The sequence below is a fragment of the Pseudodesulfovibrio sp. genome (genome assembly GCF_028692895.1).
GTDB lineage: Bacteria > Desulfobacterota > Desulfovibrionia > Desulfovibrionales > Desulfovibrionaceae > Pseudodesulfovibrio.
Window position 1 is genome coordinate 73960 of record NZ_JAQUWN010000006.1, and the last position, 13257, is coordinate 87216.

The 13257-nt window shown below is 66.7% G+C and carries 11 protein-coding genes, 1 tRNA gene, 1 other RNA gene and 1 pseudogene; 9 read left to right on the forward strand and 5 right to left on the reverse strand.

What is annotated here, in order from left to right; all coding sequences use genetic code 11:
- Positions 1-167 precede the first annotated feature (167 nt).
- The 7 genes from PHP91_RS02985 to cysS all read left to right on the forward strand — a co-directional run bounded on the left by PHP91_RS02985 (position 168) and on the right by cysS (position 6765).
- Positions 168-243: transfer RNA gene (locus PHP91_RS02985), tRNA-Ile, on the forward strand.
- 358 nt (positions 244-601) lie between these two features.
- On the forward strand, positions 602-1597 hold the full coding sequence (locus PHP91_RS02990; RefSeq protein ID WP_300136638.1) for a Nif3-like dinuclear metal center hexameric protein: 996 nt from the start codon (positions 602-604) through the stop codon (positions 1595-1597).
- A 45-nt stretch (positions 1598-1642) separates the two neighbouring features.
- Positions 1643-2392: a C4-type zinc ribbon domain-containing protein gene (locus tag PHP91_RS02995; protein WP_300136641.1), complete on the forward strand. Its 750-nt coding sequence runs from the start codon at positions 1643-1645 to the stop codon at positions 2390-2392.
- 380 nt (positions 2393-2772) lie between these two features.
- Positions 2773-3126: RNase P RNA component class A (rnpB, locus tag PHP91_RS03000), an RNA gene on the forward strand.
- 58 nt (positions 3127-3184) lie between these two features.
- Positions 3185-4381 carry a 2-C-methyl-D-erythritol 4-phosphate cytidylyltransferase gene (ispD, locus tag PHP91_RS03005; RefSeq protein WP_300136645.1) on the forward strand — a complete coding sequence of 399 codons (1197 nt, stop codon included), beginning with the start codon at positions 3185-3187 and terminating at the stop codon, positions 4379-4381.
- 2 nt (positions 4382-4383) lie between these two features.
- On the forward strand, positions 4384-5271 hold the full coding sequence (locus PHP91_RS03010; RefSeq protein WP_300136647.1) for a hypothetical protein: 888 nt from the start codon (positions 4384-4386) through the stop codon (positions 5269-5271).
- A 36-nt stretch (positions 5272-5307) separates the two neighbouring features.
- Positions 5308-6765, forward strand: a complete 1458-nt coding sequence (cysS, locus tag PHP91_RS03015) for a cysteine--tRNA ligase (protein WP_300136649.1) — start codon at positions 5308-5310, stop codon at positions 6763-6765.
- Positions 6766-6903: 138 nt separating this feature from the next.
- On the opposite strand, the gene PHP91_RS03020 is transcribed toward cysS, so the two are convergent.
- The 4 genes from PHP91_RS03020 to PHP91_RS03035 form a co-directional block, all read right to left on the reverse strand.
- Positions 6904-7371: a hypothetical protein gene (locus PHP91_RS03020; protein ID WP_300136652.1), complete on the reverse strand. Its 468-nt coding sequence runs from the start codon at positions 7369-7371 to the stop codon at positions 6904-6906.
- Between the two features lie 91 nt (positions 7372-7462).
- A complete protein-coding gene (locus tag PHP91_RS03025) occupies positions 7463-8374 on the reverse strand; it encodes an AEC family transporter (RefSeq protein WP_300136654.1) in 912 nt (303 codons plus the stop codon).
- A gap of 138 nt (positions 8375-8512) precedes the next feature.
- Positions 8513-9259 (reverse strand): N-acyl homoserine lactonase family protein, encoded by a 747-nt coding sequence (locus tag PHP91_RS03030; protein ID WP_300136657.1) that lies wholly within the window; start codon positions 9257-9259, stop codon positions 8513-8515.
- Between the two features lie 115 nt (positions 9260-9374).
- Positions 9375-10610: a nucleoside transporter C-terminal domain-containing protein gene (locus tag PHP91_RS03035; RefSeq protein WP_300136660.1), complete on the reverse strand. Its 1236-nt coding sequence runs from the start codon at positions 10608-10610 to the stop codon at positions 9375-9377.
- A 316-nt stretch (positions 10611-10926) separates the two neighbouring features.
- Here PHP91_RS03035 and PHP91_RS03040 point away from each other — a divergent pair, with 316 nt between their 5' ends.
- On the forward strand, positions 10927-11385 hold the full coding sequence (locus tag PHP91_RS03040; RefSeq protein ID WP_300136663.1) for a chemotaxis protein CheX: 459 nt from the start codon (positions 10927-10929) through the stop codon (positions 11383-11385).
- A 30-nt stretch (positions 11386-11415) separates the two neighbouring features.
- A complete protein-coding gene (locus PHP91_RS03045) occupies positions 11416-12999 on the forward strand; it encodes a HEAT repeat domain-containing protein (RefSeq protein ID WP_300136666.1) in 1584 nt (527 codons plus the stop codon).
- Between the two features lie 77 nt (positions 13000-13076).
- Here the strand turns inward: PHP91_RS03045 and PHP91_RS03050 are convergent.
- Positions 13077-13257, reverse strand: a pseudogene (locus tag PHP91_RS03050) (diaminopimelate epimerase); the annotation flags it as partial.

Genomic DNA, 13257 nt, shown 5'->3' on the forward strand with positions numbered 1-13257 from the left:
ACGCAAAGGCCCCCGAAGGGCGCGGTCCGCAGGGCCGCGCCCTTTTTCGCGCCCCTTGCCGACGCGGCGGGCGGGGGCCGGCCCTGGGGGCCTCCCGCGGCCGACCGGGCAACCTGACGGTTGACACTTTCCGAAATGGCAGGATAATAACGGCGCGCCAGAGCGACGGGCCAGTAGCTCAGTTGGCAGAGCCACCGGCTCATAACCGGTCGGTCCCAGGTTCGAATCCTGGTTGGCCCACCAAGGATTCAAAGAGGCCCCGATCAGCGGTCGGGGCCTCTTTCCGTTGCTTCCGGGCGGAATCGTTCCCGATCCGCCCGGCGGCGGCTTCCTTGCATTTCGCTTGTATTCATAGTATGGATTCCGTCCCACGAGCGGACGGTGGCCGGGGAACCAGAGGTTCCGGGCCATGCGGCAGGCGCGCCGCTCCGCCAACTCCCCGAACGGGAGCCGTGATTGCAGACGACAGGTGCACGTTTTGACGCAGCTATCCTGAAGTTTCCCGCAAAGGCGAAAGCCGGGTTACAGAAGAGGACTTTCGATGCTCCCGCAGGGGATACCCTACGGGAGCATTCTCTTTCCGGTCTGAAAGGATAACGCCATGAAAATAAAGGATATTTTAGCTACAATCCGTCGGCTGGCCCCCGAGGCGAACCAGAGTTCGTGGGACAATTCCGGGGTGCAGGTGGCCGGGACGTCCCGGGATGCGGCCAAGGTCGCCGTGTGCCTGGAGCCCACGCCGGAGATGGTCGGCCGCTGCCTTTCATGGGGTGCGGGCGTGGTGCTCACCCACCACCCGCTCTACATGAAGCCGAGGGCGCTCTCGCGCGAGGGCCTGTTCCTGGACGTGGTCCGGCTCATGGTCGGGAGCGGGGCGTGGCTCTATGCGGCCCACACCTCGCTGGACACGCGGCCCGGCGGCCCGGCCTTCTGGCTCGGCCGCGAGCTGGGGCTGACCGGGACCCGGCTGCTGGAGGTGGAGCACGGCCGCGCGCCCGTGGAGGCGTCGTTTTTTTGCGGGAAACCGGTAGGCCGCGACACGGCGAACGTCTGGGCCAACAACGCGCATATTCATTCCGTGTCCCAGAGCAACGCGGGCGAGGTGCGCATTGTCTGCGACGAGGACGGGTGGCCCGAGGTCGCCCGCTGCGTGGAATTTTCCCTGGGGTCCCGCCCGGTCTTCTACCTGCGCGGGCTGACCGCGCCGGTGGCGGAGGTCGGTTTCGGCGAGGTGGGCTCGCTGCCCGAGCCCATGGCTTTCACCGCGTTCGCGGCCCGGCTGGCCGGGTTGACGGGGCTCAAGGGGTTCACGGCGGCCGGTCCCCGGCCCGAGGTGGTGTCCACCGTGGCCTACTGCGGCGGCTCGGGCGCGTCCATGGCGGACGCGGCGGCCGACGCCGGGGCGGACGTGCTCGTCACCGGCGACCTGAAGTACCATCCGGCCGTGGAGGCGCGGACCTGTGTGGTGGACGTGGGGCATTTTGTCCTGGAGGAAGAGATGATGCGCCGTTTCGCCGAGGAGCTCTCCGGGGTTCTGGCGGCGGAAGTGGCGTTTTTTGCGGGCAAGGACCCGCTTTGGCGATACGAAGCCGAGTAATCAACGCGCCCTGCGCATATTTCAAATGGAGACAGTGAGGTAACCATGTACGAAAAACAGATCGAACAGCTGATCATCCTGCAGCAGGTGGATGACGAGATTCTTGTCCTCCGCGACGAGGTCGAGAAGGCTCCCCTGGAGCTGTCGGACCTCGAAGGGAAGATGTCCGCGCACAACGAGCGCCAGGCCCAGATCGAGGAGCGCGTGGAATTGCTCAAGGACCAGCAGAAGAAGCTGGCCAACGAGATTGAAGAGGACGCGGGCAAGATCAAGAAGTCCAAGAACAAGCTGATGCTGGTGGGCAACACCAAGGAATACCACGCCATGATGCGCGAGATGGATTCCCTGGAGAAGCTGAACCGGATGCGCGAGGACGAGCAGAGCGCGGTGCAGGAGGAGCTGGCCCGGCAGGGCGAGGCTACCGAGAACCTGAACAGCGACATGGGCGACGTCAAGGAGCAGTACAACACCCTCAAGGCGACCCTGGACGCGCGCCTGGAGGAAGCCGAGAAGAAGCTGGGCACCCTGGACCGCAAGCGCAAGAAGGCTTGCAAGGCCGTGCCGCCGCCGATCCTCGGCCGCTACGAATTCATCCGCTCCCGCATGGAGAACCCGGTCATCGTGCCGGTGGCGGGCGGCGTCTGCAAGGGATGCAACATCATGATCCCGCCGCAGACCTACAACGATTTGCAGAAGGGCAAGCAGATTCTGAGCTGCCCCAACTGCCAGCGCCTCATCTACTGGCAGGAGCTGGAGACCCCGATCTCCGTGTCCCTGGCCGACGACGAGGACTAGCCCCGGAGGCGCGGGCCCCCCGCGCACTGGCGATGCGTGTCGGCGGACAACGTCCCTCCGGCCCGCCGGGAGTCCGGCAAGACGGGCTCCCTGAACCGACAATGCGAGGCTGGCGAGAGTGGTGCGGATGCGAGGCGGGCGACCCGCGCTTTCCGCAGGCGTAGCGGCGCTACGTCGAGGACGCACCCCCGGCCCGCCGGGAGTCCGGCAAGACGGGCTCCCTGAACTGACAATGCGAGGCTGGCGAGAGTGGTGCGGATGCGAGGCGGACGACCCGCGCTTTCCGCAGGCGTAGCGGCGCTACGTCGAGGAAAAGCGCGGTTCGTCCAACGAAGCAGACGCGCCGCTATCGCCAGCCGACCGGACATGAGCAATATTTCGGAGTTGGTTGGATTGCCGCTACGTGTAGAGGAAAGTCCGGGCTCCATAGGGCAGGACGCTGGGTAACGCCCAGGGGGAGCGATCCCCGTCAAGTGCAACAGAGAGCAGACCGCCTCCGGGCTTCGGCCCGGCGGTAAGGGTGAAAGGGTGGGGTAAGAGCCCACCGGCTGTCGCGGCGACGCGGCAGGCCAGGTGAACTCCGTCCGGAGCAAGACCGAATAGGGCAGCGTTTGAGGCCGGCCCGGCCGAAGCTGTCGGGTAGGTTGCTTGAGGCGTCCGGTAACGGCCGCCCGAGATGAATGGCAGTCGCCCCGCAAGGGGAACAGAACCCGGCTTACAGGCCGACTCCGAAAATTGAACGCGGCGGCGGGGGAGGGACGCCCTCCCCCGCGCCGACCAACCGAGGAAAACATGGAACGACCGCTGAAGAACCCGTGGGGCATCATCCTGGCCGCCGGTTCGGGCACGCGCCTGGCCGAGGCCGCCGGTGGCGTGCGCAAGCAGTTCCTGGAATACCGGGGCGCCCCGCTCTTCTGGCATTCGGCCCGCACCTTTGCGCGCGTGGCCGGGATGCGCGGCCTGGTCTTTGTTTTCCCGCCCGCGCTGGCGGACGAGATGGAAAAGCGCGTCCGGCAGTACGACAAGAGCGAGGGCCTCGGCCTCAAGTGGGTCGCGTGCGCGGGCGGCGAGCGCCGCCAGGACTCGGTGAAGAACGGACTGGACCGGCTGCCCGCCGACTGCGACGCGGTGCTGGTCCACGACTCGGCGCGACCCTTCGCCTCGGCCCGGCTGACGGCCGAGCTGCTCGACGCCTTGAACCGGGGCGCGCGCGGGGCCATCCCGGCCGTGGAGGTCACGGACACGGTCAAGCGCGTGCGCGGCGGCGTGGTGGCCGAGACCCCGGACCGGGCCGAGCTGCGCGCGGTGCAGACCCCCCAGGCCTTCGAGGCCGCCCTGCTGCGCGAGGCCCACGAGCGGGCCTTGGCCGAGGGCTGGGAGGTCACGGACGACGCCGGCATGGTCGAGCGGCTGGCCGACGTGGCGGTCATCCCCGGCGAGCGCGGCAACGTCAAGATCACCACGCCCGAGGACCTGAAGCGGCTGGCCGAGGCCAGGGTCACGACGCCCTGCGTGGGCTGGGGCTACGACGTCCACCGCTACGGCGGCACGGGCGACCGGCCCATGCGGCTCGGGGGCGTGCCCATTCCCGGCGGCCCTGAGGTTGTGGCCCACTCCGACGGCGACGTGCTGCTGCACGCCCTGGCCGACGCGGTGCTCGGGCTGTTCGGCGGCGGGGACATCGGGCGGCACTTCCCGGACACGGACGAGAAATTTTCCGGCATGGACAGCGCCGTCCTGCTCAGGGAGGTCCTGACCATGGCCGAGGCGGCCGGGGTGCGCGTGGTCCACGCGGACCTGACCGTCATCGCCCAGACGCCGCGTCTGGCCCCGCATGCGGACCAGATCGCAAAGAACCTGTGCCGGTTGCTCGGCCTGGAGCCGACCCGTGTCAACTTCAAGGCCACCACCGAGGAGAAGCTCGGCTTCACCGGCGAGAAGAAGGGCATCAAGGCCGTGGCCTCGGTCACCGGCCTGAGGGAGCTGTAGGCGTGGGCGCGCTCAAGAAGTTTCTGCTTTCCTTCGTGGTCTTCGTGGTGGTCTGCGGCCTCGGGCTCAAGTGGTACGTCGACTACGAGGTGGAGCGCGAGCTACGCCGGGCCGTGTCCGAGGTGGACGGGCTGGCGTTGCAGTGGGACGGCCTGTCGGTCTCCATCCTGCACCCCGCCGTGGTCCTGGAGGGCGTGGCGGGCGTGCTGCCCACGGGCGAACATTTCACGGCGGACCGGGTGCGCGTCACCTCGTTCGACCAGCGCAACCCGATTCCGCACTATGCGGCTGCCGAGGCGCACGGCGTGCGCGTGGACCGGACTCCCGGCCTGTACGGCTGGTGGCCCGGCCTGACCGCGGTCCTCCAGGGGGCGGAGAATCCCTGCGACCTCGCCCTGGACTACGCCTACGACCCGGCGGCCAAAACCCTGACTATCCGGAACGCCAGCCTTGAATCCGGCGGGCTGGGCCGCCTGGAGCTGAGCGGCGCGATCTCCGGCATCGATTTCGCCGACCACCGGCCCGAGCATCTCCTTGGCGTGCGCATCGCCAGGGCGGACCTGCGCTTCACCGAGGACGCCCTGGTGGGCTCCCTCCTGGACAAGACGGCCGTGGCCCTGCAAAGCGACGTGGAGCGGGTGCGCGGCCAGGTCTGCGACGAGCTGGCCGCCATGGCCGCCTACGCGGACAACAACCAAAACCCCGAGGCGGCCGACGCCCTGCGCGGCCTGGAACGGTTCGTGCGCCGGCCGCGCGTCCTGACCGTGGCCGTCCGGCCGACCCAGCCCGTGCCCGTGCCCTACATCTTCATGGGCCGCGACCTGTATGACAACATTCGCCTCCTCAACCTCTCCGTGGCGGTGGAGGAGAAGGGCGAAAACAATCAATAGTCAGCTAAATCAATAAACTGGAGATGGAGTATTCCAATGAGACTCTATAACACCCTGCACCGCAAGAAAGAGGAATTCACCCCGCAGCACGACAACCTGGTCAACATGTACGTCTGCGGCATCACCGCCTACGACCTCTGCCACATTGGCCACGCCCGCTCCAGCGTGGTCTTCGACGTCCTGTTCCGCTACCTGAAGCACAAGGGATACGAAGTCAACTTCATCAGGAATTTCACTGATATCGACGACAAGATCATCAAGCGCGCCGCCGAGGTGGGCAAGGAGGCGTCGGCCATCGCCGAGCAGTTCATCGGCGAGTTCTACGTGGACATGGACCGCCTGGCCATCCAGCGCCCGAGCGTGGAGCCCAAGTGCACCGCCCACATCCCGGAGATGCTCAAGCTGACCCAGGAGCTCATCGACAAGGGGTACGCCTACCCCACGCCGTCGGGCGACGTCTATTTCAAGGTCCGCGCCTTCGAGGGGTACGGCAAGCTCTCCGGCCGCAACATCGACGAGCTGGAGTCCGGCGCGCGCATCGAGCCGGGCGAGGAGAAGCAGGACCCCCTCGATTTCGCCCTGTGGAAGGGGGCCAAGCCCGGCGAGCCGTTCTGGGAATCCCCGTGGGGCAAGGGCCGCCCCGGCTGGCACCTGGAGTGCTCGGCCATGAGCGAGAAGTACGCCGCCCTGCCGCTGGACATCCACGGCGGCGGCCAGGACCTCTCCTTCCCCCACCACGAGAACGAGATCGCCCAGTCCGAGGCGGCCACGGGCAAGCCCTTCGCCAACTTCTGGGTGCACAACGGCTTCGTCCAGATCAACTCCGAGAAGATGTCCAAGTCCCTGGGCAACTTCTTCACCATCCGCGACATCCTGGACAAGTTCCTGCCCGAGACCCTGCGCTACTTCCTGCTGACCATGCACTACCGCAGCCCGCTGGACTTCTCCTTCGACGCCTTGGAGGAGGCCGAGAAGGGCGTGCGCCGCATCTACGCCGCCCTAGCCCAGGTTGACGCCGAGCTGGCCAAGACCGCCTGGAAGAAGTCGCCCTTCCCCGAGGAGATCGACGCCGAGCTCGCGACCCTGGCCACCAGCTTCGCCGAGGCCATGGAGGACGACCTGAACACCGCCGGGGCGCTGGGCCACGTCTTTTCCGCCGTGCGCCTGGCGGGCCGCGTCTGCGAGGACAAGAACCTGCGCAAGTCCGAGGGCGGCCGCGAATTCTTCCTGCGGCTCAAGGCGGCCTTCAAGGAATGGGGCGCCATCCTCGGCATCTTCGAGCATGAGCCCGCCGCCTTCCTGGTCGAGCTGCGCAACAACCGCGCCGCCCGTGCGGGCATCGACCCGGCCAGGGTCCAGGAGCTTCTGGACGCCCGCCAGGCCGCGCGCAAGGACAAGGACTTCGCCAGGTCCGACGCCATCCGCGACGAACTGCTGGCCATGCGCGTCGAGGTCAATGACACCCCCCAGGGCGCGACCTGGGACGTGGCCTAGGCGTCGCCGGAACCGCATTCGAAGGCCCCCGCGAGCGTGTGCTCACGGGGGCCTTTCACTTGCGGGGCAGGGATGGAAAAGGCCCGCTCACCGAAAGGGGAACGGGCCTGGGTTCTGCCGTTGGCGATGGCGCGTCGCCTATTTGGGGCCGCCGCCGGCGCAGCCGGAGCAGGCGCGCAGCTTCTTGAGCTCGGCGTCCGGCTCCAGGATGACGACCTCGTCCTCGGATTTGATGTGGTCCGCCCCGATGGCGTAGGCCAGCAGGGACTCGTAGACCTGCTGGGCCTCCTCGGTGGTCACGAACTCGCCGATCATGGACCGCTGGAACTCGGGGCGGTCGAACTTCTTGGCCCAGTCGTTCTGCTTGAACTCGTCCCAGATGCCGATGACCGGGATGTCGATGGGCTTGTTGATCTGGCGCAGTTGCACTTCCCACTGGGTATACTGGTACGGGTCGTCCAGGGTCTCGGCCGGTTCGCAGGAATGGACCGAGCTGGCCTGGAAGGAGACCACGGCCTTGAAGCCGATCTGGAGCTCCTTGAAAAAACGGCCGAACACGTCGTGCCGGGATGCTTCGACAAGCAATTCTCTGAAATCCTTCGCCATTGATCTCTCCTTTCTCAGCCTTTCAAACTTTTCAGGGGCATATTTCCCCAAATCCCCCACAAGTTCAAGGGGATTTCGGGGCGCTGTCCGCTCAGTGGGCCAGAAAGCCGATGACCAGGGGCATGGTGGCGGCCGAGAGCAGGGTCTGCACGGTGATGATGGAGGCCATGAGCCGGTGGTCGCCGCCCATCTGGCGGGCGAGGATGAAGGCGGACACGGCCACGGGGATGGCCGTGTAGATGAGGGCCGCGTTGCGCATGTCCGGGTCGAGCCCGAAGAGGAGCGAGAGGGCGAAGGCGGCCAGGGGCAGCGCCACCAGGTGCGCCAGCGAGGAGATGACCAGCGGCGCGGCCTGGCCCTTCAGCTCCTGGACCTGGAGCCCCGCGCCCACGGCGAGCAACCCCATGGGCAGGGCCGCCTTGCCCAGAATGACCAGCCATTGCTCCACCACTGCGGGCAGGGCCACGCCGAACCCGTTCAGGGCGAAGCCGGCCACGCAGGAGAGGATGAGCGGGTTCTTGGCGAGCTGGGCCAGGGTGCGGCCGAGTCCGCCGCCGTCGGACCCGTGGCGTGCGAGCGCGAGCACGCAGAGCACGTTGACCAGCGGAATGATGGTCAGGAGGGCCACGCCCGAGAGGGTCATCCACTCCGGGCCGAGCAGGGCCGCGGCCAGGGAGAGACCAACGTAGGTGTTGGGCCGGATGCCGCCCTGGAAGATCGAGGTGAAGCCCGGCCCGTCCACGGGCATCAGGCGGCGCAACAGGATCATGGCCCCGGAGACCAGGCAGATCGAGCCGAAGAGCACGGCGGCCAGGCCGAAGGCCGAGGCGTCGTAGGTCCGGCCCGACAGCCCTGAGATGAGCAGGGCCGGGAACAGGACGTAGTAGGTCAGCCGCTCGGACATGGGCCAGAAGCCCACGGAGGGAAAGTCGAGGCGGTTCAGGACGAAGCCGAGGAGGATGAGCGCGAAGATGGGCGCGACGGCGAGGAAAACGACTGACATGGGCGGGACACTACTCCCGGGCGGGCATCCATGGCAAGCGTTGCGCGCCGGTCGACGGCGCCTCGCCGGCCGAGGGCGCGAAAAAAGGGAGCCGCGCGGGCGGCTCCCCCGTGGGATGCGTGTTCTCCGGCCCGCCGGTTATTCCGGCACGGTCTCCATGGACGCCCACTTGGGTTCGTGGAGCGGCAGGACGAAGTCGGCCATGCCCTTGGCCTTGACCAGGATGTCGTAGGCCTCGTTGGGGCCGGTGTTGGTTCCCGGAGGGATGACCTCCATCTCCATGGCCCGGACCTCCTTGGGCGGGTAGAGGTTCTCCAGGATGGTGCAGAACCCGCAGATGAGCACCGTGCCCTTCTCGGTCTCGACCTTGACGGACATGCCGCCGGGGGTGTGGGCCGGGGTGTGGATCATGGTGATGCCGGGCACGACCTCGGTGTCCCGGTCCACGGCCACTATCTGGCCGTTGTCCTCCACGTCCTCCACGTAGTCCTCCAGGTAGCGGAAATCCAGGGGATGCGGGTTGTGGACGTGCTCCAGCTCCAGCTCGTGCACGTAGACCTTGGCGTTGACGCACTTGTAGTCGTTCTCGCAGTGGTCGTTGTGCAGGTGGGTGTGGATGATGATGTCGATGTCCTCGGGCTTGAGGCCGAATTTGGCCAGCCCCTCCTCGAAGGTGTAGATGTGGCCGCCGATGGCCTTCTCGCGTTCCTCGGAGACGATGGGCTGCATCTCGCCGGTGTCCACCAGGATGTTCTTGTCCCCGCCCTCGATGTACCAGGTGTAGATGGGGATCGTGTACGGGGTGCCGTAGTCGTGCTGGTAGGTCATCATGCCCTTGTCGAAAACCTTGGTCCCCATGCACAGGGGATGGATCTTGTATTGCATGGCTCTTCCTTGCGGTTGAGGTTCGCGGGCGGCGTGGCCGGGCCGGGCGGCCGCCCTCGGGTTAACATGTATGTCTCGGGGCGCAAATGTCCAGTGGCGTGCCGGGATTCGTCGGCTACAGGATGATGCCGACCACCGCGCCGGTCATGAGCGTGGCCAGGGTGCCGGAGATGATCGACCGCCAGCCCAGCGCCACCACCTCGCCCCGCCGCTCCGGGACCATGATGGACAGCCCGCCGATCATGATGCCCAGGCTGCCCAGGTTGGCGAACCCGCACATGGCGTAGGTCATGATGATCCGGCTGCGTTCGCAAAGCGCGCCCGCCGGGAGCTTCGCCATGTCCAGGTAGGCCAGGAATTCGTTGAGCACGGTCTTGGTGCCCATGAGCGAGCCCGCGGTCTGGGCCTCGGACCAGGGGACGCCGATGAGCCAGACCACCGGGCTCATGATCCAGCCGAGTATGCGCTGCAGGGTCAGGGGCCCGCCCGCCACGTCGGGCAGGAAGGCGAGGAGCGCGTTGCATAGGGCCACCAGGGCCACCAGGACCACGAGCATGGCCGCGACGTTGAGCAGGATGTTGATGCCGTCGGCCGTGCCGTGGGTCACGGCGTCCATGACCGAGCTGGCCGCGCGCGGCGGCACTGCGTGGCCCTGGGTCACGTCGCCGGTCTCCGGGATCATGAGCCGCGCCGTCACGATGGCGGCGGGCGCGGAGATGATGGAGGCGGCCAGGATCTGGCCCATGGCGTTGGGAATGACCGGTCCGAGGATGGCGGCATAGAGCACGAGCATGGTCCCCGCGATGGTGGCCATGCCGCAGGTCATGAGGGTGAAGAGCTCGCTCCTGGTCATGCGCGAGAGGTAGGGCTTGATGACCAGCGGGGCCTCGACCATGCCCACGAAGATGTTGGACGCCGCGCCAACGCCGAGGGCCCCGCCCACCTTGAGGGTCTTCTCCAGCAGCAGCGAGAACCCCCGGACCACGGCCGGCAGGACCCGCCAGTAGTAGAGCAGAGCCGAGAGCGCGGACATGACCAGGATGATGGGCAGGGCGCGGAAGGCCAGGATGAAGGCCGCGCCCGGGTAGGACTCGGCGAAGGGCAGGGGGCCGCCGCCCACGTAGCCGAAGACGAAGGAGGTGCCGGCCATGGTCGCCTTCTCGATGGCCAGGGCCAGGCCGTTGAGCCACAGGAAGACGCGCTCGAAAAGCGGCACCTTGAGAAAGAGCAGGGCCAGCCCGAGCTGGAGGGCGACGCCGACCACGACGCCCCACGGGTTCACCCTGCGCCGCTCGCCCAAAAGCCAGGCCAGGACGACCAACGCCGCCAATCCGAATGCGCTTTGCACCATGCCGTACTCCCTGATGAAAATTCTCTTGGGGAGTTACCGCCAAATCGTCCCGGAGGCAAGACGGCCGGGGCGACTCGCCCATCCGCCCGCCGCGCGGGCCGGCGCGGGCCCGGCAGGGGGAAGCAACGATGCGGTATTTCTAATATACATGACTTGACCCACTTCGTTGAAGCCGGTACGTACCTGAATTATGGATGCACCATTCCCGGACGAATCCTCCGGGGCCCGTGCAGGAAAAGAAACGGAAAGATAATCGGGTCATTACCGGTGTTCCATCGGCGGCCTGAAGCGCGAATACGACTCAAGGAGATCCAGCATGGACGTGGAACTGGCAAAGCCCTTCATCAAAGCGGCAGTCGACGTCTTGACCACCATGGCCTTCATCAAGCCCCAGGTGGGCAAGCCCTATGTGAAGAAAAACAACATCGCCGCGGGCGACGTCACCGGCGTCGTCGGCATCACGGGCGAGAAGAACGGCAGCGTGTCCCTGTCCTTTTCCAAGGGCTGCGCGGTGGCCATCGTCAAGAACATGCTCGGCGACGAGATTCAGGACATCATGCAGGATGTGCGGGACGCAGTCGGCGAGATGACCAACATGATCTCGGGCCAGGCGCGGGCCGGGCTGGCCGAGCGGGGCCTGGTCTTCCAGGGGTCCACGCCATCGGTGATCATGGGCGACAACCATACCATCTCGCACATGGCGAAATCGCCGATCATGGCCATTCCCTTCACCACCCCGGACGGAGACTTCACCATCGAATTCTGCTTTGAATAGGCCTAGGCACCGCAACCCAAAGAGACCAGCATGGCGATACTCGACAACTTCAGGGACAAGGACTTTCTGGACCAGATAACGATCCTCAACGACATATCTGGCAACAAGGATCCCGAGGCCCTGCCCGAACTCCTGGAACTCCTCAAGAAGCCGGTGGGCGACACGTCCATCGACTACATGGTGGTCAACGCCCTCAACGCCGTTCTCTCCAGCAACGAGGCCAAGGTCGTGGAGGGACTCTCCGACGCCCACGACGGCTTCCGCATCCTGTGCATCCGCGTGGCCGGGGAGCACGGTTTCCCGAGCGCGGCCGCCCCGCTGGCGGCCATGGCCGAGAAGGAAACCGATGTGGACCGGCTCATGGAGATTCTGACCTCCCTGGCCCGCATCGGCGATCCCGCCTCGGTCTCCATCTTCCGTCTCTACCTGGGGCACGAGGACCCGTTCATCCAGTCCGCCTGCATCGAGGCCCTGGGGCGGCTCGACGACGAGGCGTCCATCCCGAGCTTCAAGGCGATGATCGAGGAGAGCGACGGGCCCGGCCGTTACGAAATCTGCGACCTGACCACCTGGAAGGCCGTGGAGGCCCTGGCCGCCTTCTCCGCCAACGGGACCGTCGAGTTCCTGGTGGAGAAGCTCCACCACAAGAATCCCACGGTGCGCCGGATCATCACCGATTCCCTCATCGCCATCGGCCCGTCCTGCATCCCCATGCTCTTCAAGGCCTTCGAGTCGGGCGACAGCGACCTCAAGATTCTGGCGGCCAACGTGCTCGGCTTCCTGGGCGACAGGATGGGCGCGGACGGCCTGGTGGCCGCCATCGACAAGGGCCAGGTGCGGGACGCGAACCTGCGCTACGCCGTGTACGAGGCCCTGGGCCGCATCGGCTCCATGAAGGGGCTGATCTGCCTGGTGGACGGGCTGGCCGAGACCGACGAACTGATCCTCATGGCCGTTATCGGCGGGCTGGAGCAGCACGTCAATCCAGGCATGGTCTCCACCCTGAGCAAGCGCATCGAAAAGGCGGACGAGCAGAGCGACCGGCTGTGCAAGGCGGTCATCGCCTCGCGGGCCACGCGGATTTTCGACGCCCTGTACGAGAACGCCGGCGCGGGCGACGGGCTGATCGACGCCCTGGCCGACTCCCGCGACCCGGAGATCATCGGCGAGTTCCGGACCCTGCTGGCGGAGATCGGCGGCCCGAGGGCCGAGGCCGACCTGGCCCGGTTGCCGGAGATCGCCTCGGGCGTGCGCAAGGCCCTGGCCGCGGACGACTCCCGGTCCATGTGCGCCATGCACCGGGCCATCCTTACGGACCTGGGGTTCGAGCCCTTCCTTGCCGCCAACGGCGAGGAGGCCTACGACTTCATCGCCCAGGGCGAGCCCTTCGACATCATCATCACGGACATGAACATGCCGGTCATGGACGGCATGGAGCTGGTGGGCAAGGTTCGGAACACGCCAGGATACGAGGACATTCCCATCATCATGGTGACCACGGAGTCCGAGTCGTCGCAGCAGAACCTGGCCGCCAAGACCGGCGTCACGGCGTTTGTGACCAAGCCGTTCAAGCCCGAGACCCTCAAGGCCAAGATCGAAGAACTGCTCGCCTAGGCGGCGACGCGAAAAACACGATGAAAGGCCCCGGCGACGGGGCCTTCCTTGTCTTTCCCCCAAAAAAAACGGCGGCCCTACTTCAGCCCCATGGCCTCCAGGTACAGCTCGCCCTTGAAGGTGAGCTCGGCCGCGCCCTGCAAAAACAGCGCGCCGCCCTCGACGAAAACCTTGAGCTGCTCCCCGGCCGTGGTGGTCAGCGCGGCCGCCGTCCCGGTCAAGCCCAGGGTGTGGGCCAGGAGCTGGGTGGCCGCCGCG

Bases quoted from the DNA above. Each gene is read 5' to 3' on its own strand.
- PHP91_RS03035 (WP_300136660.1), bottom strand. From the start codon at position 10,610: ATGGTGCAAAGCGCATTCGGATTGGCGGCGTTGGTCGTCCTGGCCTGG.
- PHP91_RS03020 (WP_300136652.1), bottom strand. From the start codon at position 7,371: ATGGCGAAGGATTTCAGAGAATTGCTTGTCGAAGCATCCCGGCACGAC.
- PHP91_RS03025 (WP_300136654.1), bottom strand. From the start codon at position 8,374: ATGTCAGTCGTTTTCCTCGCCGTCGCGCCCATCTTCGCGCTCATCCTC.
- PHP91_RS02990 (WP_300136638.1), top strand. From the start codon at position 602: ATGAAAATAAAGGATATTTTAGCTACAATCCGTCGGCTGGCCCCCGAG.
- PHP91_RS03045 (WP_300136666.1), top strand. From the start codon at position 11,416: ATGGCGATACTCGACAACTTCAGGGACAAGGACTTTCTGGACCAGATA.
- PHP91_RS03030 (WP_300136657.1), bottom strand. From the start codon at position 9,259: ATGCAATACAAGATCCATCCCCTGTGCATGGGGACCAAGGTTTTCGAC.
- cysS (WP_300136649.1), top strand. From the start codon at position 5,308: ATGAGACTCTATAACACCCTGCACCGCAAGAAAGAGGAATTCACCCCG.
- PHP91_RS03040 (WP_300136663.1), top strand. From the start codon at position 10,927: ATGGACGTGGAACTGGCAAAGCCCTTCATCAAAGCGGCAGTCGACGTC.
- PHP91_RS02995 (WP_300136641.1), top strand. From the start codon at position 1,643: ATGTACGAAAAACAGATCGAACAGCTGATCATCCTGCAGCAGGTGGAT.
- ispD (WP_300136645.1), top strand. From the start codon at position 3,185: ATGGAACGACCGCTGAAGAACCCGTGGGGCATCATCCTGGCCGCCGGT.